The sequence below is a fragment of the Symbiopectobacterium purcellii genome (assembly GCF_019797845.1).
Lineage (GTDB): Bacteria > Pseudomonadota > Gammaproteobacteria > Enterobacterales > Enterobacteriaceae > Symbiopectobacterium > Symbiopectobacterium purcellii.
The window spans coordinates 3,802,178-3,828,326 of sequence record NZ_CP081864.1; the positions used below are offsets into that span (position 1 = coordinate 3,802,178).

20 protein-coding genes are annotated in these 26,149 nt (G+C 51.6%); 9 read left to right on the top strand and 11 right to left on the bottom strand.

The annotated features are described in order from the left end of the window. Positions 1 to 269 precede the first annotated feature (269 nt). Both K6K13_RS17770 and K6K13_RS17775 read left to right on the top strand, forming a co-directional pair. Positions 270 to 1,250 (top strand): helix-turn-helix transcriptional regulator, encoded by a 981-nt coding sequence (locus tag K6K13_RS17770; RefSeq protein ID WP_222158165.1) that lies wholly within the window; start codon positions 270 to 272, stop codon positions 1,248 to 1,250. 368 nt (positions 1,251 to 1,618) lie between these two features. Next, complete coding sequence (locus tag K6K13_RS17775; protein WP_222158166.1) at positions 1,619 to 2,950, top strand: MmgE/PrpD family protein; 1,332 nt, start codon at positions 1,619 to 1,621, stop codon at positions 2,948 to 2,950. Positions 2,951 to 2,999: 49 nt separating this feature from the next. On the opposite strand, the gene K6K13_RS17780 is transcribed toward K6K13_RS17775, so the two are convergent. The 8 genes from K6K13_RS17780 to K6K13_RS17815 form a co-directional block, all read right to left on the bottom strand. Continuing rightward, a complete protein-coding gene (locus K6K13_RS17780; RefSeq protein ID WP_252120540.1) occupies positions 3,000 to 4,133 on the bottom strand; it encodes a dienelactone hydrolase family protein in 1,134 nt (377 codons plus the stop codon). 117 nt (positions 4,134 to 4,250) lie between these two features. Beyond that, positions 4,251 to 5,234 (bottom strand): Gfo/Idh/MocA family protein, encoded by a 984-nt coding sequence (locus K6K13_RS17785; protein WP_222158168.1) that lies wholly within the window; start codon positions 5,232 to 5,234, stop codon positions 4,251 to 4,253. Between the two features lie 334 nt (positions 5,235 to 5,568). Further along, entirely contained in the window at positions 5,569 to 6,339 is a 771-nt protein-coding gene (locus K6K13_RS17790) for a class I SAM-dependent methyltransferase (protein ID WP_222158169.1), read from the bottom strand. Between the two features lie 305 nt (positions 6,340 to 6,644). Beyond that, positions 6,645 to 8,069, bottom strand: a complete 1,425-nt coding sequence (lpdA, locus tag K6K13_RS17795; protein WP_222161165.1) for a dihydrolipoyl dehydrogenase — start codon at positions 8,067 to 8,069, stop codon at positions 6,645 to 6,647. A gap of 216 nt (positions 8,070 to 8,285) precedes the next feature. Continuing rightward, positions 8,286 to 10,169 (bottom strand): pyruvate dehydrogenase complex dihydrolipoyllysine-residue acetyltransferase, encoded by a 1,884-nt coding sequence (gene aceF / locus K6K13_RS17800; protein WP_222158170.1) that lies wholly within the window; start codon positions 10,167 to 10,169, stop codon positions 8,286 to 8,288. Between the two features lie 13 nt (positions 10,170 to 10,182). After that, positions 10,183 to 12,846: a pyruvate dehydrogenase (acetyl-transferring), homodimeric type gene (gene aceE, locus K6K13_RS17805; protein ID WP_222158171.1), complete on the bottom strand. Its 2,664-nt coding sequence runs from the start codon at positions 12,844 to 12,846 to the stop codon at positions 10,183 to 10,185. Positions 12,847 to 12,979: 133 nt separating this feature from the next. Beyond that, positions 12,980 to 13,744 (bottom strand): pyruvate dehydrogenase complex transcriptional repressor PdhR, encoded by a 765-nt coding sequence (gene pdhR / locus K6K13_RS17810; protein ID WP_196907846.1) that lies wholly within the window; start codon positions 13,742 to 13,744, stop codon positions 12,980 to 12,982. 425 nt (positions 13,745 to 14,169) lie between these two features. Then, complete coding sequence (locus tag K6K13_RS17815) at positions 14,170 to 15,273, bottom strand: hypothetical protein (RefSeq protein ID WP_222158172.1); 1,104 nt, start codon at positions 15,271 to 15,273, stop codon at positions 14,170 to 14,172. Positions 15,274 to 15,733: 460 nt separating this feature from the next. Here K6K13_RS17815 and K6K13_RS17820 point away from each other — a divergent pair, with 460 nt between their 5' ends. Then, positions 15,734 to 17,104 (top strand): amino acid permease, encoded by a 1,371-nt coding sequence (locus K6K13_RS17820; protein WP_222158173.1) that lies wholly within the window; start codon positions 15,734 to 15,736, stop codon positions 17,102 to 17,104. A 689-nt stretch (positions 17,105 to 17,793) separates the two neighbouring features. After that, positions 17,794 to 18,585 carry a helix-turn-helix transcriptional regulator gene (locus tag K6K13_RS17825; protein WP_222158174.1) on the top strand — a complete coding sequence of 264 codons (792 nt, stop codon included), beginning with the start codon at positions 17,794 to 17,796 and terminating at the stop codon, positions 18,583 to 18,585. A gap of 108 nt (positions 18,586 to 18,693) precedes the next feature. On the opposite strand, the gene ampE is transcribed toward K6K13_RS17825, so the two are convergent. After that, a complete protein-coding gene (gene ampE / locus K6K13_RS17830; RefSeq protein ID WP_222158175.1) occupies positions 18,694 to 19,548 on the bottom strand; it encodes a beta-lactamase regulator AmpE in 855 nt (284 codons plus the stop codon). Next, positions 19,545 to 20,120 carry a 1,6-anhydro-N-acetylmuramyl-L-alanine amidase AmpD gene (gene ampD, locus K6K13_RS17835; protein WP_222158176.1) on the bottom strand — a complete coding sequence of 192 codons (576 nt, stop codon included), beginning with the start codon at positions 20,118 to 20,120 and terminating at the stop codon, positions 19,545 to 19,547. The genes ampE and ampD overlap by 4 nt, the downstream gene beginning before the upstream one ends. Positions 20,121 to 20,397: 277 nt before the next feature. On the opposite strand from ampD, the gene ppdD reads away from it, so the two are divergent. From ppdD to hofC, 3 genes are read left to right on the top strand one after another with little or no spacing between them, the layout of a single operon-like run. Then, the gene (gene ppdD / locus K6K13_RS17840) at positions 20,398 to 20,844 is read left to right on the top strand and encodes a prepilin peptidase-dependent pilin (RefSeq protein WP_222158177.1); all 447 of its coding nucleotides are present in this window, start codon (positions 20,398 to 20,400) and stop codon (positions 20,842 to 20,844) included. Between the two features lie 2 nt (positions 20,845 to 20,846). Next, entirely contained in the window at positions 20,847 to 22,280 is a 1,434-nt protein-coding gene (gene gspE, locus K6K13_RS17845; protein WP_222158178.1) for a type II secretion system protein GspE, read from the top strand. 10 nt (positions 22,281 to 22,290) lie between these two features. Beyond that, positions 22,291 to 23,493, top strand: coding sequence for a protein transport protein HofC (hofC, locus tag K6K13_RS17850; protein WP_222158179.1), 1,203 nt, complete (start codon positions 22,291 to 22,293; stop codon positions 23,491 to 23,493). Between the two features lie 43 nt (positions 23,494 to 23,536). Here hofC and K6K13_RS17855 read toward each other — a convergent pair whose 3' ends face one another. Next, positions 23,537 to 24,583, bottom strand: a complete 1,047-nt coding sequence (locus tag K6K13_RS17855; protein ID WP_222158180.1) for a GMP reductase — start codon at positions 24,581 to 24,583, stop codon at positions 23,537 to 23,539. A gap of 185 nt (positions 24,584 to 24,768) precedes the next feature. Here K6K13_RS17855 and coaE point away from each other — a divergent pair, with 185 nt between their 5' ends. Beyond that, on the top strand, positions 24,769 to 25,386 hold the full coding sequence (coaE, locus tag K6K13_RS17860) for a dephospho-CoA kinase (RefSeq protein ID WP_222158181.1): 618 nt from the start codon (positions 24,769 to 24,771) through the stop codon (positions 25,384 to 25,386). 2 nt (positions 25,387 to 25,388) lie between these two features. Then, positions 25,389 to 26,141, top strand: a complete 753-nt coding sequence (zapD, locus tag K6K13_RS17865) for a cell division protein ZapD (RefSeq protein WP_222158182.1) — start codon at positions 25,389 to 25,391, stop codon at positions 26,139 to 26,141. The last annotated feature ends 8 nt before the right edge of the window (positions 26,142 to 26,149 follow it).

A 26,149-nucleotide genomic window follows, 5' to 3' on the forward strand; every position in this document is an offset into this window, starting at 1 on the left:
AGCGGCGGTTTATCGGGAAGGTGCGCAGTGCGTCATGGTCTTCTGTATGGCGTTACCCTCTCCGCTTGTCAGGTATGCGCCACTCTCATTGCAGCCGTCCGATATCATAAAGACGAAAAATGCTACTGAGAAGTATTTGCATTACCAATTTGACGCGGACATTGTTACATTTGTGCTTCTGGAAAGGGTTTGCGCCAGACGCAAAGTCTTTTGCATAAGCGCCAATATGGATGGTAAAAAACCACGTTAACCATAGGTGATAGAGACTCGTGCACAGCAGCGTTCCATCCTCCAAGGCGATTTACAAAGATCATATCGTTCAACAATCCAGTCTGGTCTCAAACCAGTACCGCTTTGTCGGGCCGCGATTGATTGATGAAACACCGGTGCTGTACGGCAGCTTTAGCGTGATGCCGCTCAATCGCCACCTGATTTTGCACACCGCTGATGTGATCAATTTGCACAACATGAAAACCCAGGGTCAGTTGGAAGATGCGATCAAACTGGCTATCGTGGTCAACGGGCAGGCGCAGGTCAGCTATGACCACCAGCAGTTGCATCTCAATAAGGCGCAGCCCGCCTCGCTGGTGTCACTGATGTCTCCGGTATTATTTACCCGCACCGGCAAGCGCGATGAGTACGAACGCACCCTGTCGCTCACCTTTAGCCGCGAGTGGTTGTACGGTAATCTTTTGGACTCCGTTGATGAGTGGCGCCCCCTCTATGACTTCACCCAGACGCATTTAGCCGTGCATCACTGGATGCCGTCGCGCCAGGCGATGGCGATCGCCATGCAGATCCTCAATTCCGATCCCTGCTCGACACCATTGCAGCGTTTGCAATTGGAATCCCAATGCCTGAGCCTGATCGTTGAAGCCTTCAGCTCATTGCTGAGCACCGCACAGGAAAAAAATGCGCGTGTACCGCTGCGTATCTACCATCGGGTGCAGGAAGTGCGCGATATACTGGAAAGCGGCGCGGCGGATCAACTGTCAATGGAAGAGATCGCCAAACAGGTCAACATGAGTGAAAGCACCTTACAGCGCCATTTTCGTCAGGCGTTTAGTATGAGCGTGTTTGAGTACCTGCGCCGCAACCGGCTGCAACGCGCCATGGTCGCCATGCAAAAAGAGGGACTAGGTATCGCGCAGGCCGCCCATATCGCGGGTTATAACAGCCCGGCCAATTTCTCTACGGCATTTCGCCGCGCCTTTGGCATCACACCGGGGCAGCTCAAAGACCGTTTCTAAACGTGATGCACTGCTATACCCAAAATAATTCGAGTTGCAGGACAAAACGTTTACGTTTTGAACAGCGCTTGCGCTGACCCTCTAGGGCGAGGCTCATTTATGCGTCTCGTAACGCGGCAAGCGAATGAATCCCGATGAGCTTACTCAGGTAAGTGATTCGGGTGACAAATCTGCCGGGAGCAGATTTGAACGCCGCGTGCGGCGGCCTCGTAAGAGGTGAGGCCCAGGGATGGGCCGAATAACGAGGGCAGCCAACGCACCTGCAACTTGAAGTATGACGGGTATAATGCAAAATTTGCGCTATACAGCGTACGGTGCTTTCAATTATACCTATAGGCATTCATGTATTTACTTGATTGCCTTTTCAAATGACCACATCGCACGATATCACCGCCACACTCGCTCATCACATCGTTAACACCCTACCGGATACTGCCGCGCTCAACGTCGCGCGCGACGGCGTGATGGATTTTGTCGCCACTTCCCTCCCCATTGCCCAAGGTGCCATTCACGACAGCAATCTGACGCCACTGCGTCAGGTGTTTTCCGCCTCGGACAGCCTGACGCGCAGTGTGATATTGGGCTATGTGGGGCACGCACTTGATTTTGATGACTACCACCCCGCTTTTCGCGGCCATCCTAGCACGGTAATTCTGCCGGCATTATTTGCGCTGAGCGCCGAAGACACGCGTTTGCGTGAAGCGGATTTTCTCGCCGCCTATGTGATTGGCGTAGAAGTTGCCGGGCGCATCGGGCTCGCGGCGGGCGCACGCCACTACGGCCTCGGCTATCACAATACCGCGACGCTGGGGGCGATTGCCGCCGCTGCGGCGGCGGCACGTTTGATCGGTGTCTCGGTGACACAAACACAGAACATCCTAGGACTGGCGGCAACGCAGGCCGCAGGGCTGCGCGCGCAGTTTGGCTCGGCAGTAAAACCGCTGCACGCCGGGCTGTCTGCACGCGCCGGGTTAACCGCCACCAAGCTGGCATTGGCAGGGTTTAGTGGAAACGCCACGCAGGTACTGGATGATTTTCTGTCATCACACGGCGACGGGCAGCAGCACCCGGAGAAATTGAGTGAAAACTGGGGTACGCCTTGGCGCATTGTCACGCCCGGTCTGGAATTTAAAAGCTATCCCACCTGTGGCGGCACGCACAGCGCTGGGGAAGCCGCTTTTGCATTACGCCAGCAATGGCTGGCGCAGCACGGTGATATCCCTTCGCTGATCGCTCGCGTTGAGAACATTACCGTTGCGTTCCCCCCCGGCGGAGACGTTGCACCCTTTATTCATAAAGCCGCTACCGGCATGGAGGGACGCTTTAGTCTGGAGTATGTGATTGCAGCGGGTCTGCTGGAAGGAGAACTGACGCTGGCGCGTTTTGCTGAAGGCCCGGTTGATGAAGTTATCGCGGCGCTGGCAGATAAAGTAACGCGTCAGCCGGATCAGAGCGCACCGCCGGATGAACTCAACCCTGACGCGCGTTTTCACCGCGTGACGCTGCATCTGACAGACGGTGAAAGCCTTACCGTGACGGTCACTCGCCAACAAACTGTGGCCCACAAAACAGATCTTATCGCCAAACTGCGACAAAACCTCCAGTCGCTGGCGCAGCTGGATGTTGCGCGGATTCAGGCAAGCTGTGCGCTACATAAACCGGGCGATATCGCCTATCTGAACCAGCTGTTACTCAACTAACCGCAAACACATAACCACAGGCGCGGTGATCTACCCCGCGCCTGCGCTATTACGGTTTTGGCATCAAGTAACGATCCAGCCAATCAAACACTTCCGCCTGCTGTTCCTGATAGAACACATGCCCTAACTCTGGCCACATTTTGGTTTCCAGCCTGTTGTCGGCATTTTGTGATTTCCACACGCGGTGCATCTTATCGTAGGCACCTTGTACCGCGCTTTCCGGAAACAGCTTATCTTTGCCGCCATTGAAGAACAGCATGGGATTAGGAGCCGCGACGCTTGCCACATCGGGGAAATCAAATTGTGCAGGCAAACCGGGGTGCAACATATAGAAGGCAGACTGACCGCGCAGCACGTTATTGCCCGGTGTCATTAGCCCATCGTAGGTGCCAATCCATGAAACAGCGGCCGTTGCTGCCACCTTGTCAGAAAGCGCCGCCAACTGCCAGGCGCGGTAAGCCCCCATCGAGAACCCGACGACGCCAACACGTTTGGCATCCACCTGTTTAAGCGACGCAAGAAAATCCGTAGCGCGCATATCTTCATACGCCATCTCGCCCGCCAGTGAGCGACCCAGATTAAAGAAGTTGCTCGCCAGCGCTTGTTGCTGCTCATACTTCAGCGGACCGCGATCTCCCCAACCGATAGCATCCACCGCCAACACTACATAGCCGCGTTTCGCCAACTCGTCACCGACAAAACGGCCAGTGAAAAATTTATCGGCCCACGCCTGTGCCGATGCCAGTTTCTCGGCATTGCCCCACGGCTTGATCATCTTCTCTTTGCCGATATCAAACTTTGAGCCGTGATCGTGCAACAAGATGATCGCCGGATGCGGCCCCGGCGTTTTGGGTGTTAACAGCAGCCCTGCTACCCGGCTTTGATCGGTAATATTGAATGCCACTTTCTCGGCGACATAGCCATCTCGCTCTTCGCGTTCAATCGTCGCGGGTGCAAAATCACGGTGTGAATCCGGCGTCAGCAACATCGCTCGCAGTTTCTGGCGTGCCTCGGTTTTCCAAACAGCAAAATCCTTCTCATTGCCTGACAGCCAGGCTCCCGGATAGGTGAGCTGCTGTTTGAGTTCGGGATAGAACACCGGCAACCCCTCTTCGGTTACCGCAGACGTTTGGTAAGTCATGTCGTTCGCCATCACTGAAGCACTACAGAAACACGCCGCCAGAAGCGTACCGGAATGCGCATGATAATAGTCCTTAAAATAAAACACCGTTTCTTTTTATGCATTGATAGTAAAAGCGAAGAGAAGAAATAAACGTGCATGCCCCACAATATGAGAAGGTTATCTCTCCCCCGGAAACACAACCCCCCACTGCCGCCGCAGTTCATCCATCTGCGCCATAATCGCCAGGCTCTCATCGAGCGGCATCAGTTCGCATTCGGTTTTTCCTGCGCGCAAACATGCCATGACAGCGGCTGCCTGATAGTTATAGCCATTGCCTTCAAGCGGAAAGGTTACCGTGACGGGTGCTTCGCCAATCACCGCCAGCGTGGCGGAGATCGCTTTGGAGAATTCGGGAATAACGATGGTCCCCTTATTACCGATGATCCGCGCTTCTTTTTGCGTCGGGGTGTTGATCGAGCAGGACAACACCGCCACTTGCCCATCCGGATAGAGCAGCGTCATGGCAGACAGGTCATCCACACCGGTTTCGTACAGGCTGGCAACGCCGGTGATCGTGGATGGAGCCTGCCGGAAAACCCAGGATGCAAATGAGATGGGGTAAACCCCGACATCCATCAATGCGCCGCCGCCACGATGCAAGCCCACTTTGCGATCTTCGGCAGGTCCTTCACGACGAAAACCGAAATCGGCGCTCACCATACGCACCGGGCCGATAGCCTCAGCATCAAGCCATTCACGGACTTGTCGGTAAACCGGAAAGAAGCGCGTCCACATGCCTTCCATCAGAAAAAGATTTTTTTCACGCGCGACGCGGATGACCTCTGCGGTTTCATGACGATTCAAGGTAAAGGGCTTCTCACAGAGCACTGACTTACCGTGATTCAGGCATAACAAGATATTGTCTTTATGGGCGCTGTTGGGCGTGGCGATATACACCACGTCAACATCGGGATCGCAGGCCAACGCCTCATAGCTGCAGTAGTATTTCTGCGCGGGAAAACGCTCGCCAAACTGTTCGGCATGTTGCAAATAACGCGAACCCACGGCATAAAGCTCTGCATCCGCTAACGAGTCCAACCCCTGTGCGAAGCTTTTCGCAATAGTGCCGGTGCCCATGATTGCCCATTTGATGGTTGCCATCTCTTTTCCTCAATCGACCTGACCTGTTTTTAAAATACCGTTTTGATTTTCGATGTATAGCAGGAAAAGTAAAAAGTGTTAGCGTGCTAGTGTTTAACCATGGTTAAAGCGCCTTCATAACCCTGCTCATCTCAGCATTACCCTTGCTACAATGCTGGGGCACAGTTGATGCGATGACGTGGTGGCTCCCCAGCGTGTGGCACTGCGTTGCCAAGGGCGGAGCCGCTCTGCGTTGTGAGATTAATAAGCGTTGCACAGCCATTCTGAAGTCAGAAGCCTGCGTTTAGTTCCCTATCAGCTCAATGCGATTTTTAACAAACGACTCGCGATATTCTTAGTCTTTCGTCGCTTCGATAATCGCCGCATGGGGGGCGTTGAGATAATCGTCGAGTTCGCTATTTGGGGGATCAGGCGGCAACAATTTTTGCCAGCGGATAGCCTTAAGACCCGCTTGGCATAAAATGTTATTTAACGTTTCTTCTGACCAATAACGCGCCTCAATATTCACGTTATAGGGCGGGAAGCAAAGGTGTAGATCAATAAGACTACCGTCTGAACGCGGCCCTTTTTCTGTAAGGCGAAATCCATATTGACGATAATATTCAGGATTTGGATTAAAATGTGGATGTATCGGTAAGGTTATCACACGGCCACCGGACTTCAGTAGATGGGCCATCGTCTTTGCCAGTTCAAGCAGCGTCGATTTATCCGGAATATAAGGGATAACATAGATAGCCAAGACGATATCGAATTTTTCATAGTGGCTTTCATCTATCGCTGAAAGATACGTTATTCCTTTACCGGTTTCCTCTTCTTTCTTTTTTGCAAAGCGTAGCATCCCCTCGGATATATCATAACCAAAAACCTTTGCGGCACCTTTTTCATGAAGCCAGCGAGTAATAATGCCGGATCCACAACCAAAATCCAGAACGGTTAATCCGGTGAGATTGCCCAGCAATTTCTCCAATGTAGGAAGTTCAAGCTCATGACGATATGGCAATAAGAACAAATTCTCATAAAGCTCGGCGTAGTCATCAAACGTTGTCACATCGAAATGGTGTGCTGCTGGCGGTAAATCAGCGTGTGGCATTATTTTATTTTTCATTGAAAAGCGTCCTTCATACCTATCAGCCAATTATCTCAATCACCGCCGCGTTCGCATCGCGCTAATAAGACAGTGAATACAAAGGAGGCTAAGCCATTAAAGAAAACGACCACTGAAACTCTAGCGATATGCTTTATGTATAGTTTTAGCGAAAAAATTAGCAAGCATTTTGCTAAAAATAGATATTTGGAGAGAATAGAAGCTTTTATAACAATAGATTACGTGGTTAGGGGCGAGGAGATAAAGACCGATAAAAAAAATCCGGCGCCTAAGCGCCGGATTTTTATGCCTGCAAGCCTGAAAACTTATTTTTTCTTCGCTTTCGGGTTCGGCAGGTCGGTGATGCTGCCTTCAAACACTTCAGCCGCCAGGCCAACAGATTCGTGCAGCGTCGGGTGAGCGTGAATGGTCAGCGCAATGTCTTCAGCATCACAGCCCATTTCGATCGCCAGACCGATTTCACCCAGCAGTTCACCGCCGTTGGTACCGACAATCGCGCCACCGATAACACGGTGCGTTTCTTTGTCGAAAATCAGCTTGGTCATGCCGTCCGCGCAGTCAGAAGCGATGGCACGGCCAGACGCCGCCCACGGGAAGGTCGCCGTTTCGAAGCTGATACCTTTCTCTTTCGCTTCTTTCTCTGTCAGACCCACCCATGCCACTTCCGGTTCGGTGTAGGCGATGGACGGGATCACTTTCGGATCGAAGTAGTGTTTTTTGCCCGCGATAACTTCAGCGGCCACGTGACCTTCATGCACGCCTTTGTGCGCCAGCATCGGCTGACCGACGATATCGCCGATAGCATAGATGTGCGGCACGTTGGTGCGCAATTGTTTGTCAACGTGGATAAAGCCACGCTCGTCAACTTCCACTCCTGCTTTAGCGGCATCGAGGTTTTTACCGTTCGGCACACGGCCGATAGCCACCAGTACCGCGTCATAACGCTGCGGTTCAGCAGGGGCTTTCTTGCCTTCCATCGAGACGTAGATACCGTCTTCTTTGGCTTCTACCGCCGTGACTTTGGTTTCGAGCATCAGGTTGAATTTCTTGCTGATGCGTTTGGTGAAGACTTTAACGATGTCTTTATCCGCCGCCGGGATCACCTGATCGAACATTTCAACCACATCGATCTGAGAACCCAGCGCATGGTACACGGTGCCCATTTCCAGACCGATAATACCGCCGCCCATGACCAGCAGACGCCCCGGTACGTTTTTCAGTTCCAGCGCATCGGTAGAATCCCACACGCGCGGGTCATCATGAGGAATAAACGGCAGCTGAATCGGACGAGAACCGGCGGCAATGATCGCGTTATCAAAGTTGATCACGGTTTTGCCTTCAGCACCATCAACTTCCAGGGTATTCGCACCGGTAAATTTGCCCAGACCGTTGACCACTTTCACTTTACGGCCTTTCGCCATACCGGCCAGACCGCCCGTCAACTGGGTGATAACTTTCTCTTTCCACAGACGAATCTTGTCGATGTCGGTTTGCGGTTCGCCAAACACGATACCGTGCTCCGCCAGCGCTTTTGCTTCTTCGATAACTTTTGCTACGTGCAGCAGCGCTTTAGAAGGGATACAGCCCACGTTCAGACACACACCACCCAGCGTGGAGTAGCGCTCTACCAGTACGGTTTCCAGCCCCAGGTCCGCGCAGCGAAACGCCGCAGAGTAACCCGCAGGGCCAGCACCCAGTACCACTACCTGAGCTTTAATTTCTGTACTCATCATGACCTCTTAATTGATTTCCGGCGGGTCTGTGACGTCATTATTATTGAGTCTTAACGCCCTCTTCCACCGGGACGTGTCTTTTGCCGCTGTAGTTTACAAAATCGTTAACAATTTTGAAACAACAAGCGACTCACGATGTGTCCTTAATCACTGACAGCTGTAGCAAATAACAGCTTATCAGAAAAAAGCCGACCGCAAGGCCGGCTTTTTCGATTACATCACCAGGCGGCGGATGTCAGACAAAGTGTTGTTGATGATGGTGATAAAGCGAGCACCATCAGCACCGTCAATGACACGGTGGTCGAAGGACAGAGAGATCGGCATCATCAGACGCGGCGTAAACTCTTTACCATTCCAGACCGGTTCCATCGCAGACTTGGACACACCCAGGATAGCCACTTCCGGCGCATTGACGATCGGCGCGAAGTGCGTGGTGCCGAGGCCACCAATGCTGGAGATGGTGAAGCAACCACCCTGCATTTCGCCCGCAGTCAGCTTGCCATCACGGGCTTTCTTGGAGATAGCCATCAGCTCGCGAGACAGCTCGATGATGCCTTTCTTGTTCACGTCTTTAAACACCGGAACCACCAGACCATTCGGCGTATCAACGGCAACACCGATGTTGATGTATTTCTTCAGCGTCAGACGTTGAGCATCTTCAGACAGCGAGCTGTTGAAACGCGGCATCTGCTCAAGCGCAGTCGCAACGGCTTTCATGATGAACACCACAGGGGTGATCTTCACATCCAGTTTGCGTTTTTCCGCTTCCACGTTCTGCTGTTTACGGAACGCTTCCAGATCGGTGATATCCGTTTTGTCGAAGTGCGTAACGTGCGGGATAACCACCCAGTTACGGCTCAGGTTGGCACCAGAGATCTTCTGGATACGGCCCAGTTCAACTTCTTCCACTTCACCGAACTTGCTGAAGTCGATTTTCGGCCACGGCAACAGACCCGGCAGAGAGCCACCGGTCGCAGCGCCCGCAGCAGGTGCGGATTCAGCGCGTTTAACCGCGTCTTTCACATAAGCCTGGATGTCTTCACGCAGGATACGACCTTTACGGCCGCTGCCCTTCACTTTCGCCAGGTTTACGCCGAACTCACGCGCCAGACGGCGGATGACAGGCGTTGCGTGAACGTAAGCATCGTTTTCAGCGAATTCGCCTTTAGCGTCTGCCTTGGCAGCAGCCGGTGCAGGTGCAGCGGCTTTCGCCGGTTGCGCTGCCGGAGCGGCTTCTTGTTTGGCGGCCGGAGCAGCAGGCGCAGCGCCTTCCACTTCAAACACCATGATCAGCGAGCCGGTTTTCACTTTGTCGCCAGTGCTGACTTTGATCTCTTTCACGGTGCCCGCGAACGGTGCCGGAACTTCCATAGAAGCCTTGTCGCCTTCTACGGTGATCAGAGATTGTTCAGCGGCAATTTTGTCGCCGACTTTCACCATCACTTCAGTGACTTCAACTTCGTCGCCACCGATATCCGGTACGTTAACTTCTTTCGGACCAGACGCCGCAGCGGCAGGAGCAGCAGCCGCTTGCTGGGCCGGAGCCGCCGCACCAGCAGCGCCTGCGACTTCAAAAACCATGATCAGCGAGCCGGTTTTCACTTTGTCGCCGGTGTTGATGTTGATCGCTTTCACCACGCCCGCGAACGGTGCTGGCACTTCCATGGAAGCCTTGTCACCTTCCACCGTGATCAGCGACTGCTCAGCGCTCACGCTGTCACCCACTTTAACCATGATTTCAGTAACTTCAACTTCGTCGCCGCCGATATCCGGCACGGCCACTTCTTTCGCCGCGCTCGCGGCTGCTGCAGGGGCAGGCGCAGCAGCTTTGGTTTCCGCCGGAGCCGGTGCAGCAGCAGCTGCACCCTCGGCTTCGAAGACCATGATCAGTTTGCCCGTCGCCACTTTATCGCCGACAGCCACTTTAATCTCTTTCACCACGCCAGCCTGAGGAGAAGGCACTTCCATGGAGGCTTTGTCGCCTTCCACGGTGATCAGCGACTGTTCAGCTTCTACCTTGTCGCCCACCTTCACCATCACTTCGGTGACTTCAACTTCATCTGCACCGATATCCGGTACGTTGATTTCGATAGCCATTACTCTTTCCCTCTTATGCCAAGCGCGGGTTAACTTTTTCAGGATCGATGTTGAATTTCTTGATGGCTTCAGCCACCACAGAAGCGTCAACGTCACCGCGTTTAGCCAATTCGCCCAGTGCGGCAACTACTACGTAGGAAGCGTCCACTTCAAAGTGGTGACGCAGGTTTTCACGGCTGTCGGAACGACCGAAGCCATCAGTACCCAGTACGCGGTAATCGCTGGCCGGAACGTAAGTACGTACCTGCTCGGCAAACAGTTTCATGTAGTCAGTGGACGCAACAGCCGGTGCATCGTTCATCACCTGAGCGATGTACGGTACGCGCGGTGCGTCGGTCGGGTGCAGCATGTTCCAGCGTTCGCAGTCTTGGCCATCGCGCGCCAGCTCCGTGAAGGAGGTTACGCTGTATACATCGGAACCGATGCCGTAGTCGTTGGCCAGAATCTGTGCCGCTTCGCGAACGTGACGCAGGATAGAACCCGAGCCCAGCAATTGAACCTTGCCTTTCGCGCCCGCTACCGTTTCCAGTTTGTAGATACCCTTACGGATACCTTCTTCCGCGCCTTGCGGCATGGCTGGCATGTGGTAGTTTTCGTTGAGTGTGGTGATGTAATAGTAGACGTTTTCCTGCGCTTCACCGTACATGCGCTCCAGACCGTCATGCATGATCACAGCCACTTCGTAAGCGAAGGACGGATCGTAGGAAATGCAGTTCGGGATAGTCAGCGACTGAATGTGGCTGTGACCGTCTTCGTGCTGCAAACCTTCGCCGTTCAGCGTGGTACGGCCAGAAGTCCCGCCGACCAGGAAGCCGCGTGCCTGTTGGTCACCCGCTGCCCAGCACAGGTCGCCAATACGTTGGAACCCGAACATGGAGTAGTAGATGTAGAACGGGATCATCGGCAGGTTGTTGGTGCTGTAAGACGTTGCCGCCGCCAGCCAGGATGAGCCTGCACCCAGTTCGTTGATGCCTTCCTGCAAGATCTGACCCTTCAGGTCTTCTTTGTAGTACGCCACCTGCTCACGGTCCTGCGGGGTGTATTGCTGGCCGTTCGGGCTGTAGATACCGATCTGGCGGAACAGACCTTCCATACCGAAGGTACGCGCTTCGTCAGCGATGATCGGAACCAGACGATCTTTGATCGACTTGTTCTTCAACATCACGTTCAGGGCACGCACAAAGGCGATGGTGGTGGAGATTTCTTTGGTTTGTTCTTCCAGCAGAGAGCTGAAGTCTTCCAGCGTCGGCAGTTCCAGCTTCTCGTCGAAGTTCGGCTGACGAGACGGCAGGTAACCACCCAGAGCCTGACGGCGCTCATGCAGGTATTTGTATTCATCAGAATCTTTGTCGAAAGTGATGAGCGGCAGTTTTTCGATGTCTGCATCCGCTACCGGCACATTGAAGCGGTCGCGGAAGTAACGCACGCCGTCCATGTTAACTTTCTTGACCTGGTGAGCAATGTTTTTGCCTTCTGCCGCATCACCCATACCATAACCTTTGATGGTGTGCGCCAGAATAACGGTCGGTTTGCCTTTGGTGTCTTGCGCTTTTTTCAGTGCAGCAAAGACTTTCTTCGGATCGTGACCACCGCGGTTGAGGGCCCAAATCTGATCGTCGCTCCAGTCAGCAACCAACGCAGCCGTTTCCGGGTATTTTCCAAAGAAGTGCTCACGCACGTAGGCACCGTTTTTGGATTTGAACGTCTGATAGTCACCGTCAACGGTTTCGTTCATCAGTTGGACCAGTTTACCGCTGGTGTCTTTACGCAGCAGTTCGTCCCAACGTTCGCCCCACATCACTTTGATCACTTGCCAGCCAGCACCGCCGAAGATGCCTTCCAGCTCGTTGATGATCTTGCCATTACCGGTAACCGGTCCGTCCAGACGTTGCAGGTTACAGTTGATAACGAAGACCAGGTTGTCCAGTTTCTCGCGGGTCGCGATGGTGATAGCACCCTTGGATTCCGGCTCATCCATTTCACCGTCGCCCAGGAAGGCATAAACGGTTTGTTTGGAGGTGTCTTTCAGACCACGGTTTCCGAGATACTTCAGGAATTTAGCCTGATAAATGGCGCCGATCGGGCCCAGCCCCATGGAGACGGTCGGGAACTGCCAGAAGGTCGGCATCAATTTCGGGTGCGGGTAAGAGGAGAGCCCCTGACCGTGTACTTCCTGACGGAAGTTGTTCATCTGCTCTTCAGTCAGACGCCCTTCCAGGAAGGCACGCGCGTAGATACCCGGAGAGATATGGCCCTGGAAATACACCAGATCGCCGCCATCTTGTGCACTGCGTGCACGGAAGAAATGGTTAAAGCACACTTCGTAGAAGGTCGCAGAAGACTGGTAGGATGCCATGTGGCCCCCCAGATCCAGATCCTTCTTGGACGCGCGCAGCACGGTCATAATGGCGTTCCAACGAATAGCGGAACGAATGCGGCGCTCAAGGTCCAGGTTACCCGGATAGGCGGGTTCGTCTTCCACAGCAATGGTGTTGACGTAGTTGCTAACGGCGCTGCCTGCCCCTACGTTTACGCCACCCTTGCGCGCTTCTGACAATACCTGATCGATCAGGTACTGCGCACGTTCAACACCCTCTTCACGGATAACCGATTCGATCGCCTGTAGCCAGTCGCGAGTTTCGATCGGATCCACGTCATTATTCAAACGTTCTGACATGGTGTATTCCTTATCTGTTTCTAATCAGTTAATTTTCTGGAGCCTGTCTTGCTATGCTCTGACACCGTTGTCAAAGCACAGTAAGACAGGTCCAATCTCGTCATTTACGCGTTCAACGCCCCAATTAGAGCGCTCAATCCTTGCGTTGCTGGAGCCGACGTAGCGAACGCTCTCTTCGGCTATGTTCCCGGTTAAGATCCAGCAGTACTTCCTCAATAAACGCCAGATGACGATGCGACGCTTCACGTGCCTTTTCAGGTTCGCGAGCGACAATCGCCTCAAAAATCCCGGCGCGATGACTGCTTACCTGGGCCAGAACTTCTCGGCTCAGGTATAACAATTCAAAATTCTGCCGCACGTTCTGTTCCAGTAACGGTCCCATACAGCGTAGCAAATGTAGCAAAACCACATTGTGCGTTGCTTCTGTGACAGCCACTTGATAATGCATAACGGCTTCTGACTCCGCGACCAGATCGCCCGAGGCGCGCGCCTGCTCAATCTGGGTATGGCACTCACGGATGCGCTGAAAATCTTCTTCCGTCCCACGTAACGCCGCGTAGTAGGCAGCAATGCCTTCTAGCGCATGACGGGTTTCCAGCAGATCAAATTGAGATTCAGGATGGGTGCTCAGCAGTTCAGACAACGGATCACTCACGCTTTGCCACAGATTGTTCTGGACAAAGGTTCCCCCACCCTGACGACGCAGCAGCAGGCCTTTTGCCTCCAGACGTTGGATGGCTTCTCGCAAAGAAGGACGGGAGACATCAAACTGTTTCGCCAGTTCGCGCTCCGGGGGGAGTTTCTCGCCGGGGCGCAAGGTTCCTTCGAGGATCAAAAACTCCAGCTGTTGTTCAATCACATCTGACAGTTTGGGCTGACGGATCTTGCTATAGGCCATGGTAAGGGTTTCTCTGCGAAGTGCGCGGAGTCAATTGGTAATACCAATTTCAAAAACGTGACGCTAAAGTAACAAAGTATTCACCTTCTGTCCATACGGACGTTGCGCTAAATCATGTTCCCCACCAGATTTTAACATTTGCACGATTCGATTAGGTCAAAACCCTATACTCACTAGGAAGTAGCGGCTTCAACCCTATAAATGTTTTAACTTTTATGAAACGAAAAACAGTCGATGCTGAACCGTTCAACCTGCAATAAAACGAATAAAAATTCACATTTATTAAATTAAAAATCAAAATAAGGTCATGAGGCTAGAACGGATGATACGTATTGTTAACATTCTTCCTTTTCCGAATGGTGATATTTTCAGCAACAAAAACCGATACACAACATCACCACCCTCCTCACTTTTGCCGATCAAAATCAGCTATCAGCCACCAATTTTACTCTCTCGATTTGACGATTAACATCCTCAATCGCCACATCATAGGCCATTGTTCTCATCTTGAGATTGGTGATGTGATCGGCCGTCTTTTCTGCCCGCTTGGTGTACGTTCTGTACCTTGCATGATGCGCGTCAATAGAATGGATGGTATCGGTCATCAACGTCGTTCGGCACCGTTCGGCCAGAGACACCCCATCACGGGTCTCTTTTTTCAAGGCCTTTTGATACGCTTTCAATGCATCATGCGCATGACAATAGTCGATGAGGGTGGTCTGCCATTGCTTTCCATAGAGGCTGGGTATTTCCCTGTTGATGTGTTTTCTTCGGCCATAAACACGTTGAGTGCCAAAGTATTTTTTTGCGTAAGCATCCGCAGTAAGATGACTTTTCCATGTGGTGGGTCCACACCCAATATCTTTGGTGCTGTAAATTTTGTTTTCCACCGCCAAACTCAGAATATAATCCAGGTCAGACATCCTTTTTTGCGCATGGTGCTTAATTTCACCAAGTTGATTATAAAGGGAAGCAATTTTTTTCTTGGTTTCTGACAAATTATTGGTAGCTTTCTTTATTACCGCCTCAGCATCATCATCACGCAATATGTTTAACTGCAAACGACACGCCTCACTTTTATGCTTATATAATTCAGCGTTATCTATATTAATGGTTCTGATCCCGGCATGCTTTAAAATTTCTTTTTCAATTAATACTTTTTCATTTTTTATCTTATTTTGATTATGCTTATAGTGATTGATGTAATGCTCTCTCACGTTGGGATCCTTGTTGATTAGCTGCTTAAATGCCTCTGATATTTCAGTTATTTTCTCTTTTTTCTTGTCATAATGTTTAGAATTCTGTTTCGAGAGCATTTCATACAAAGGTGCAAACTTTCTATCAACATCGTGTCGTTCTTTAATGTTCATTCTTTTGAATAAATGCACACCATTAGTAGCAAACTCTAATCCTTTCGCTACTTTTCCCATTTTGTTTAATGCCTCATAGCTTATTCTTTTCTGGCTAGCAAGGTTGCAATAGGTAATCATAAATCCATCAACATCCACCGGTTTAAATTTAATAGGCATAGCGGCGATACATTCCTGTAAAAAATAGAGTTTAAAAAGCCATGATGTAATGTTATCGCTGCATTGTATTCCATAAAGCGTTCATTAAATTCATCATTTATCTATAGCAATATACCCATTAATGACGCCGATGAAAGACACCCGATTATCACCCCGCAGACATCCCCCTTCGACGTGTTGTCAGTGACAGATGTTGTGACACATCGACCAAGTGTCAGAGACAGCATAATCCGTTTTGCTGCTGGTCTAAAAATGTACACAGACTGTATTTTCGTGGGGCCGATCGACAAATCGCGACAAGAAATCAGTGCAATCTGTTTCGCTTACCACTATTCTCTGACAAACGGTAGTCATCCGCCTATTTTCATCTAATGAATGCCGTAAAAATAACATTACACAAACGTAAAATGACACGAGCATCCGCATCGTGTCTGCTGCGCTCTGACAGAGGGTTACATTAATGGATGGTCAACAACACGACGGGACGCTGAAACGCGGCTTAAAAAACCGTCATATTCAGTTGATTGCCCTGGGTGGTGCCGTCGGCACCGGGCTGTTTTTAGGGATTGCTGTCACCATCAAAATGGCAGGTCCTTCTGTACTGCTGGGCTATGCCATCGGCGGTATTATCGCGTTTCTCATCATGCGTCAATTGGGAGAGATGGTCGTCGAAGAACCTGTTGCAGGTTCTTTTAGCCATTTTGCCTATAAATATTGGGGTGATTTTGCCGGGTTTGCTTCCGGCTGGAACTATTGGGTGCTCTACGTGCTGGTCGCCATGGCTGAATTGACAGCTGTGGGCATCTATGTGCAGTACTGGTGGCCTGATATTCCCACCTGGGTTTCTGCCGCCGTCTTTTTCCTGGTGATTAATGCCATTAACCTCGCCAATGTCAAAGTGTACGGTGAGATGGAGTTCTGGTTTGCCATCATCAAGGTCGTGGCCATAATCGGCATGATCGTGTTTGGTGGCTGGCTGCTGTTAAGCGGTCAGGGCGGGCCGAAAGCCACAGTGACCAACCTGTGGGCGCAAGGCGGATTTTTCCCGAATGGCATCAACGGTCTGGTGATGGCGATGGCGGTCATCATGTTCTCGTTTGGTGGCCTGGAACTGGTGGGGATCACCGCAGCAGAAGCGGATAACCCGGAAACCAGCATCCCGCGTGCGACCAATCAGGTTATCTACCGTATCCTGATCTTTTATATAGGCTCGTTGGCCATTCTGCTGTCGCTCTACCCTTGGGGAAAAGTCGTGGAAGGGGGGAGCCCGTTTGTCATGATTTTCCACAACCTAGACAGTAATGTTGTAGCAACCATACTGAACATTGTGGTGTTGACGGCAGCATTATCGGTTTATAACAGCTGCGTGTACTGTAACAGCAGTATGCTTTACGGCCTTGCCAAGCAAGGTAATGGTCCGAAAGCTCTGCTAACCGTTGATAAACGCGGCGTGCCCGTTATTGCCATCGGTATTTCTGCCGCCGCCACTGCGCTGTGCGTTCTGATCAATTACCTGATTCCGGGGAAAGCGTTCGAGCTCCTGATGGCATTAGTGGTGTCGGCGCTGGTGATAAACTGGGCCATGATCAGCCTGGCGCACTTGAAATTCCGCAAAGCCAAAGCGCAGGAAGGCGTGCAGACCAAATTCAAGGCGCTGCTCTATCCGCTGGGCAATTATATTTGCCTGCTGTTCCTGACGGGTATTTTAGTGATCATGTTCATGACACCGGGAATTCAGATTTCGGTACTGCTGATTCCCGTCTGGCTGGTCGTGCTTGGCATCGGTTATGCCATGAAACAGAAAAAACAACGGGTCGCAACCACCCGCTAAGCGATATGACAACGGTACCTTCGGGTGCCGTTTTAATCTGATGATACATTTCCGATAAGTGCATCAAGGGCGACGCTGGCGGCATGCCACTGCGCCATCCCAACCTCCGGTATGTGGCTTGATTCCTCATCGTTTGCCAGCGCCAGATTTATCCTCGAAAAAACGGGCTGTTTTGAAGGGGCTGTGGATATGAGTGACAATACATGAATAGGTATCACTGCAATCAAAAGTACAGGGTAAGACTGTACTTTAGTACATCTGGTATTAATAAATGAAAAGAATTATGGTTGGCATATACGAATGGGGGAACTGAGTCAAAAAAAGTGATCCTCCAGAAGAGGATCATACGCCAAATTGGCCAACACCAGGGAAAAATTTTGCATATTATTGCGAACAACAGATATGTTGTCAATCATTGACCATGCTCAGTGAAATCAATTAGGAATTTAGATACACTCCATTTACTTTGAAAAGTAGCAAAAAAATTTCATACTCAACAGTTTCATACTGAAATAATACCCATCTAAATATTCAAATTTCATAGAGATCCCTTCTTTTGATAGACATACCTCACGGCAAGGTAATGTCTACGTGTTCAGCCAAAGGTATTCCGTTTAATCCCCGTAATAACATATTCTTAGTCTATGATATAGATTATCAAGAATTTTATTCGTCAATGGAGAAAACACATGTCAACTGTTTTCTGTAATAATACTGAAATCAACGTTTCAATCAGAAACCATTTAGAAAAAGAATTAGGTGAATATCACCGCATCAATTTTGCTTATGCGGTAATGAACAAAAAAGACCCAACCGACTTTGCAGTAATATCGAATAAGACAGCGTTGGCTTCATTCTATACTCAACATAATTATCAATTTATCGATCCCATCCTCATGACTGCATTATCGAGGGTCACACCATTTTCTTGGCATGAAAGCAGAACAACGATTAAAGATGCAAGAGAAAATATTATTTTCCACATGGCGAAGCACTATAACATAGTTGATGGATATACCTTTTTACTTCACGATCATTGTGACCATCTTGCAGTCCTATCAATCATCATGGATAAGCACCATGATCATACTATGGAAAACACCATAACGGATTATAAGAACGATATCCAAATGTTGTTATTGACGACGCATGATAAATTGATGGGTTTTTATCATAAAGAAAATAATCTAGACAGCATCAATACATTGCCATCAAAAAAAGTCTTCTCTAATAGAGAAAATGAAATATTATATTGGGCAAGCATTGGGAAATCATATCAAGAAATCGCTATTATTCTTGCAATAAAACTCACTACAGTAAAATACCATATGGGTAATGCCGTAAAAAAACTGGGTGTTAATAATGCCAAGCACGCAATAAGGCGAGGCGTTGAATTAAAACTCATTAGACCTATTTCGCACTCTCACAATAGCTCCCCCCCCCTTTATAATTCGGGTTTAAAGAGGGCATCAAGTGAGTGAAAACCTGTTTGAAACCGCGTTGAACAAGATTTAGGCGTCTGGGAGGATACCCCCGGGAATGTGCCTCATCAATGCCAGGCACATTGTGGTACCCCCCTCAGACGCAACTCAAAGCAACGTACCATAAATCGTGAGCGCAGCCACCACCACGACCATCACCACAGAGACCTTTTTCGCGAGTATTACCGCGGCGCGCGGCGCATCAATGGGGTCGGTGTGAGATTCCCGAACCAGAGAAAATTGCGCCAATTGCGTAACAACCCAATAGGGAGAATGGTGCAAATCGCCCAACGATGCTAGCCAGGCAGGAAGCGCTTTTTCGCCATGGCCTAACAGCGCATAGGTGATCCCCGCCAAACGTGCTGGGATCCAATCCAACCAGCGCAACACGGCATCTACGCCTGATTGGGCACGCACCAAAGGCGTATGATGCCGCGCCAGGCAGGTTTGGCGAGCGCGTAAAATGGCATAACCAACCAGCGCTATCGGCCCGTATGGCCCAGCGACTACAAACCAGAACAGCGGGGCCAGATAAAAACGAAAGTTGAGCCACAGCAGCGCATTCTGCAATTCACTCAGTTTTTCGCGCTCGGTGGCATCCAGCGGTAAACCATGAATCAGCGCCAGCTCTTCTGCCAGCGCCTGCATCGCATCCTGTTCGCCCCGTTGTGCTGCGCCAAGGTAATTCTGGTAATGCTGCCGCACCTCACCAGCACCAATGCACAACAGTACGATAGCAATCCAGAGCAACAGCCCCACCAGCCCAAATAAGACCCCCTTCGCCAGCCACAGCAGCGCAGCGGTTACAGCCATTCCCAACATGGCTAACAGCAACGTCTGCAACAAAGAGGGGGCAGAGAGGCGGCGAAAAATCATTTCCAGATGGGTGTCTATCTGCCAGCGATCGTTTTTTTTAAACAAACGCTCCCACGTCAGGGCCAGTAGCAAGGTAAACAGGGTCATGAGCGCACATTCCTCTTATCGTCAATTTCCGGCACCGAGATCAATTGGTGATAGTGCTGCCAGTCAAAGGCCGGACCGGGATCAGTTTTACGCTGAGGGGCTATATCACTGTGCCCGGTAATGCACTGTGGCGTAATAGGGTAATGGTTCAACAACAACCGAGTAATACAGGCCAGCTGTTGGTATTGCTCCTGAGTAAAAGGTAGCGTATCGGTGCCTTCCAGTTCGATACCAATGGAGAAATCGTTACACCGCTCACGGCCGGCAAACTGAGATACCCCGGCATGCCAGGCGCGTTTATCAAAAGGGACATATTGCACAATACCGCCATCACGACGAATCAGGCAGTGTGCCGACACCCGCAAATGGCTGATGTCCTGAAAATAGGGATGCGCCTGGGGATCGAGCGTCGCCGTGAACAGTTGGTCGATATAGGGGCCGCCAAACTTTCCCGGCGGTAAGCTGATATTGTGTATCACCAGCAATGAAGGAAGCTCTGCGTCAGGGCGCGCATCACAATGGGGAGAAGGCACCCGTTTTACGCCTGTTAACCAACCCGCTTCCAACTGCATACCACATGCTCCCCAAAAAATGGCGTCGTACCATTATTACTCAGCTTTGGTTATTTTCCTAGCAAGGACATGCTTAAAATAACCATTAACTCATTAAAATATAATAATTTTATTAAAATCCATTTATTTTCTGCGATATTGATTCCAGATATTAAAAGAATCATGAAACCCGCGCGATTGTTTGCGAGTCGGCCTTCCAGTTATCCACTTCTGTGCTCGTCCTTCCGCTTTAGCTCTTCTACCTTTATGCCAAACCTGCTGACTGAAAAGGACGACGATGAACACAGAACGCGGATTCACCTTGGTTGAGTTGATGATCGTTATCGCGATTGTTGCCATTCTCGCCTCCATTGGCATCCCCGCTTATCAGGGATACCTGCAAAAGGCTGCCATGACCGATGCGCTGCAATCGCTGGCACCTTATCAAACGGCGGTCAATTTGTGCGCGTTAGAAAACAGCAGCGTTACGCCTTGTAACGCCGGAAGCCAAGGCATTCCCGCCGCGAGAGGCTCACGCTATGTCAGCAATCTCAGCGTAACACAAGGTGTCATCAGTTTGACCGGACAGTCTGCCTTGCAAGGATTGCACGTGACCTTAATACCCTATTGGGATAGCGGCAGCAGTTCCGTCATTTGGCGCCGACACTGCCAGGCAGCCTCGCAGGCGGAGAGCTTGACAGTCGCTTGCGAGCGGGTGTTTCGTTTCGATGATGCTTCGGAGTAAACATGCACACATACACCCCGTTGGATCAAGAGATCAAGCACCTGTGCCACCGCTATCAGGCACGGCTGCTGATAATAGATGAACAAACCGTCACTATCGCCGTCACCGATGATGCAATGCCTGCATTGCTGACAGCGCTAAAATTTTCCAGTAATCGCCGTATTGTGGTGGAACGCTGGTCACAAGCGAGACTGGAGCAGGCTTTCCACCCCATACCACAGGTGGCAGAAAGCGACGCGGCGTTCAGCGTGACGCCCACCACCGAGCCAACAGACGAAGAGACGTCCGTTATCCACTATATCAATCAAACGCTGGCGCAGGCCTTCCAGCGGCGGGCGTCAGATATCCATTTTGAGCCCATGGCGGATAACTATCGCGTTCGCATGCGTATTGATGGCGTGCTACATATTTGCTCATCCCCCCCGGGGGACTGGGCGGCGCGCCTTACCGCACGCCTGAAAATCATGGGGCAACTGGATATTGCAGAGCGCCGTCTGCCGCAAGACGGTCAGTTCTCGTTTGCGCTCAATACGCAATCACATTCGCTGCGAATCGCCACACTGCCCGTACTGGAAGGCGAAAAAGTCGTACTGCGCGTATTGCAGACCTACCAACAGATGCTGACTCTCGATAGCCTGGGCTTATCGCCGATGGCATACACCTGCCTGACACAGGCGTTACAGCAGCCACAGGGCATGATCCTGGTGACCGGTCCAACCGGAAGTGGCAAAACCGTGACGCTTTATAGCGCAATATGCTGGCTCAATGAGAGTCAGCGCAACATTTGCAGTGTGGAAGATCCGGTGGAAATCCCGTTGCCGGGCATCAATCAAACCGCATTAAACCTTAAAGCCGAGCTGGATTTCAGCCGCATTTTACGTGCGTTGCTGCGTCAAGATCCTGATGTCGTTATGATTGGCGAAATACGTGATAGCGAAACAGCGGAAATTGCCGTGAAAGCGGCGCAAACCGGTCACCTGGTATTATCGACGCTACATACCAATTCCGCGATTGAAACCCTGACTCGACTGGGGCATTTGGGTATTCCCGGCTATTTGCTGGCGGGTGCGCTGACGCTACTCATTGTCCAGCGTCTGGTACGGCGTCTCTGTCCGCACTGCAAAACACCGGCTTCCCCGCCCTTGACCTTCCCCGATAAGCTTTGGCCAGCCCCCGTTCCGCACTGGGAGGCGCAAGGCTGCGAACACTGCGTGAAGGGGTATTATGGTAGAACCGCCCTCTACGAGCTGCTACCGCTCACTCCAGCGCTGCGACACGCATTGAGTCGTGGTGCCAGCATGCAAGACCTCGTGGTTCTGGCCAACGAAACGGGTTATGACACGCTATTCATGTCGGCGTTACAACGGGTTTCCCAAGGGGAGACATCCGCCGCCGAAATGTATCGCGTCATTGGCGCATCACCACACTCTCATTGAGCCTGCGGCCATGCCACAAAAACTCTACTCCTGGCTTGCTCTCACATCAGATGGCGAATTACAGCGCGGGGAAAGCATCGGCAATGCGCGTCAGCACATCTATCTAGGCCTGGCCCAAAGGGGGTATCAGCCGTTACGTGTACGATACCGGCAGACGCTCACGCAGCGTTACTGGAAAGCAGTGGCCCGTATCGCCTTGTTTAAGCAGGTTGCCGCCTTGCTACAGGCTGGCCTGCCGCTGCTGAATGCACTGCGACTGCTGGCCGAACAACATGAACGGCCGGGATGGCGATGCCTGATTAACGCATTGGCCGATGACATTGCCGAAGGCGACTCTTTTTCCGATGTCCTGCGCCGCTACCCGCAAGTGTTTCCTGGGCTCTACCCCACCCTGGTCGCCGTCGGGGAGATGACCGGTAAACTGGATGTGTGTTGCCAACAGTTAGCGATGCAGCAAGAGCAGCAACTTCAATTGCAAAAGAGAGTGAAACAAGCGTTGCGCTATCCTGGTTTTGTTCTGGGCGTGAGCATTACGGTGAGTATCATCATGCTGATAGCGGTATTGCCCGAATTTGCCAGCTTGTATGCGTCATTCGAAACACCGCTACCGCCGCTGACACAGCACGTTCTGGCACTGGCAGAGAGAGTTACACATCACGCACTGCTGTTATTTACGCTACCCGTGAGCATCGTACTGGGGTATCCGGTGTGTCGCGCCCGTTCGATGGCCCTACGACGGCAGGAAGAACGCGTTTTACTGAAGATCCCGCTCCTCGGCGCATTGCTACGAGGAGAGGCATTGAGCTATCTTTTCACGCTGCTCGCCTTGACACAACGCGCAGGGCTGACACTGCCTGCCGGTCTAACAGCCGCTGCCACCCTTCCGTATTTTGCCTATCAGGAAGCGCTAAGTTCGATTCTGCGGAATATAGAGCAGGGGAATTCGCTGCAACAATCGATGACACCGTATAGCACGTTATTCCCAGCCCCTTGCGCACAACTGATTCGCGTAGGAGAAGAAACCGGCGCGCTGGACAATATGTTCGATCAGTTAGCGCAATGGCATCAACAGCAGACTGCACAGCGCACAGAAACGCTAACCCACACGCTGGAGCCACTGCTGATCGTGCTGATTGGAGGCATTATTGGTACGCTGCTGATCGCCATGTACCTGCCCATCTTCCAATTTGGAAATGTGATGGCGAATGCGTAATCGCTTCGCCATCTTCGCGCAGTCTGCACCGCGTGTGATAGCGCTAGGCGTTGCCGTTATAGATGCGGTTTTCCTGCTCAGCCACACGAATAAACGTGGTGCGTTTGGTGAGTTCTTTCAGACGAGAAGCACCAACGTAAGTGCATGCCGAGCGCAAACCGCCCAGAATATCACGTACCGTATTATCAACCGGGCCACGCAGCGGCAGTTTGACCGTTTTCCCTTCTGCGGCGCGATACTCCGCGACACCGCCGGAATGGCGTTCCATCGCAGAGGCAGAACTCATGCCGTAAAACAGCATCATTTTCTCGCCGTTCTCTTCCACCACCCGGCCTTCACACTCATCATGACCCGCCAGCATGCCGCCGAGCATCACAAAATCAGCGCCGCCGCCAAAGGCTTTTGCCACATCCCCCGGCATCGAGCAACCACCGTCACTGACGATCTGTCCACCCAAACCGTGTGCGGCATCCGCGCACTCGATCACGGCAGAGAGTTGCGGGTAGCCCACACCGGTTTTGACGCGCGTGGTGCACACGGAACCAGGACCGATTCCCACCTTGACGATATCTGCGCCAGAGAGAATCAGCTCTTCTACCATTTCGCCCGTCACGACGTTTCCGGCGCAAATGACTTTATCCGGCCAGGCTTCACGCGCTTTTTGCAGAAAATTAACGAAGTGCTCGGAATAACCGTTGGCAACGTCGATGCAGATGAATTTGAGTTCAGCCGACAGTGCCAAAATCTGCTTCACTTTGACGAAATCCGCCTCCGAGGTACCGGTGGACACCATCACATGGCGCAATACCGTTTCAGGGGCTTCTTTGACGAACTGCGCCCACTGCTCCACGCTGTAGTGCTTATGCACCGCAGTCAGCACGTCAAACTCCGCCAGCGCACGCGCCATGCGAAAGGTGCCTACGGTATCCATATTGGCAGCAATCACCGGTACACCAGACCAAGTGGTCTGAGCATGAAGGAAGGTGAATTGGCGTTCCAATTCAACGTCAGAACGACTTTTCAAGGTAGAACGCTTGGGGCGAATAAGGACATCTTTGAAACCGAGCTTCAGATCTTCTTCAATACGCATGACGGTTATCTTCCTGGTTATAGCGGCGAGTATGCCAGCAATGCGGCCACGTAAAGTACAACGGGGGAAGGCCATTCCCAGTTACCTCATCATACGCAGTAATAATGCAACAACAAGACTGCGAATTTCCCTTTATTTGGGCTAGAATCCCATAAATTTACCTGCTCATTTTCACACAACGCATTATGACCTATATCGTAGCCTTAACCGGTGGCATCGGCAGCGGCAAAAGCACAGTTGCCGATGCCTTCGCCGCCTTCGGGATCCCGGTTGTCGATGCCGATGTCATCGCTCGTCAGGTGGTAGAACCCGGTGCGCCAGCGTTATCGGCTATTCAGGCGCATTTTGGTAACGATATGTTGAACCGTGATGGCACTTTGAATCGTGCCATGCTCCGCCAGCGCATCTTTTCCTCAACAGAGGATAAAACGTGGCTAAATGCCCTCTTGCATCCCTTGATTCATGCAGAAACACGGCGACAATGGCAGCAGGCAACAGGTCCCTATGTGCTGTGGGTGGTGCCGCTGTTGGTGGAGAATGGGTTGCAATCCCTGGCGCAGCGCGTAGCCGTGGTTGATGTGGAAAGAGACACGCAATTAGAACGCCTGCTTGCTCGCGACAAGGTAAATCACCAGCAGGCAGAGAACATACTCGCGGCACAGGCAACGCGTGAACAGCGTTTGGCCTGTGCAGATGACATTATTGATAACAACGGTCGTCCAGGGGCGTGGATGGAGCAGGTTGCCGCGTTACATCAACGCTACCTCGCCCTTGCTGCCGACAACGACCGACAGGACAAGTAACAATGAGCGATGCCCTTTCCACCGTGTTGTTTGAATACCCACTCAATGAAAAGACGCGTACCTGGCTACGTTTGGAAACGCTGCTGCAACAGTTGCATGAAAATCACAGTTGGGCAGACATGGGCAGTGCGCTTGCTTTCTTCCGCGCCGTGGTCGATTTGCTCGACGTGCTAGAACGTGGAGACATTCGCACAGAACTGCTTAAAGAGCTGGAACGTCAGCAACAAAAGCTGCTGCAATGGAGCGATGTACCCGGCGTCGATCATGACCGCATCCATGCGTTGCGCCAGCGTTTGAAGCAACTCGCGGCTGTGCTGATGTCCGCGCCGCGCATGGGGCAATTTTTGCGCGAGGACAAGCTGATTGGCATGGTACGGCAGCGCCTGAGCATTCCAGGCGGTTGTTGCAGTTTTGATGTGCCAACCCTGCATCTGTGGCTGCATCAGCCGCAGGCGCAGAAGCAACAGGTAATAGACACCTGGCTACACTCACTGTCACCGTTAAAGAACTCCCTCGATCAGGTGCTGGAGCTGATACGTCACTCGGGGACTTTTCGGGCGCAAACCAGTTTGAACGGATTCTTTCAAGACAACGCGGTGGATGCCGACCTGATTCGTTTGCAATTAGCTATCGAGCATCAGCTCTACCCTCAGGTATCAGGCCATAAATCACGCTTTGCGATTCGCTTTTTGCCATTAGACAGCGAAAATGGCCACGTGCCCGCGCGCCTGTCATTTGAGCTAGCCTGTTGTTAACCGATATT

Excerpts from the sequence above, each read along its gene's own strand:
- lpdA (WP_222161165.1), bottom strand. The coding sequence starts at position 8,069 with ATGAGTACAGAAATTAAAGCTCAGGTAGTGGTACTGGGTGCTGGCCCT.
- K6K13_RS17855 (WP_222158180.1), bottom strand. The coding sequence starts at position 24,583 with ATGCGTATTGAAGAAGATCTGAAGCTCGGTTTCAAAGATGTCCTTATT.
- ampE (WP_222158175.1), bottom strand. The coding sequence starts at position 19,548 with ATGACCCTGTTTACCTTGCTACTGGCCCTGACGTGGGAGCGTTTGTTT.
- K6K13_RS17790 (WP_222158169.1), bottom strand. The coding sequence starts at position 6,339 with ATGAAAAATAAAATAATGCCACACGCTGATTTACCGCCAGCAGCACAC.
- K6K13_RS17815 (WP_222158172.1), bottom strand. The coding sequence starts at position 15,273 with ATGCCTATTAAATTTAAACCGGTGGATGTTGATGGATTTATGATTACC.
- K6K13_RS17785 (WP_222158168.1), bottom strand. The coding sequence starts at position 5,234 with ATGGCAACCATCAAATGGGCAATCATGGGCACCGGCACTATTGCGAAA.
- pdhR (WP_196907846.1), bottom strand. The coding sequence starts at position 13,744 with ATGGCCTATAGCAAGATCCGTCAGCCCAAACTGTCAGATGTGATTGAA.
- gspE (WP_222158178.1), top strand. The coding sequence starts at position 20,847 with ATGCACACATACACCCCGTTGGATCAAGAGATCAAGCACCTGTGCCAC.
- K6K13_RS17825 (WP_222158174.1), top strand. The coding sequence starts at position 17,794 with ATGTCAACTGTTTTCTGTAATAATACTGAAATCAACGTTTCAATCAGA.
- hofC (WP_222158179.1), top strand. The coding sequence starts at position 22,291 with ATGCCACAAAAACTCTACTCCTGGCTTGCTCTCACATCAGATGGCGAA.
- coaE (WP_222158181.1), top strand. The coding sequence starts at position 24,769 with ATGACCTATATCGTAGCCTTAACCGGTGGCATCGGCAGCGGCAAAAGC.
- aceF (WP_222158170.1), bottom strand. The coding sequence starts at position 10,169 with ATGGCTATCGAAATCAACGTACCGGATATCGGTGCAGATGAAGTTGAA.
- K6K13_RS17775 (WP_222158166.1), top strand. The coding sequence starts at position 1,619 with ATGACCACATCGCACGATATCACCGCCACACTCGCTCATCACATCGTT.
- ampD (WP_222158176.1), bottom strand. The coding sequence starts at position 20,120 with ATGCAGTTGGAAGCGGGTTGGTTAACAGGCGTAAAACGGGTGCCTTCT.
- ppdD (WP_222158177.1), top strand. The coding sequence starts at position 20,398 with ATGAACACAGAACGCGGATTCACCTTGGTTGAGTTGATGATCGTTATC.
- zapD (WP_222158182.1), top strand. The coding sequence starts at position 25,389 with ATGAGCGATGCCCTTTCCACCGTGTTGTTTGAATACCCACTCAATGAA.
- K6K13_RS17820 (WP_222158173.1), top strand. The coding sequence starts at position 15,734 with ATGGATGGTCAACAACACGACGGGACGCTGAAACGCGGCTTAAAAAAC.
- aceE (WP_222158171.1), bottom strand. The coding sequence starts at position 12,846 with ATGTCAGAACGTTTGAATAATGACGTGGATCCGATCGAAACTCGCGAC.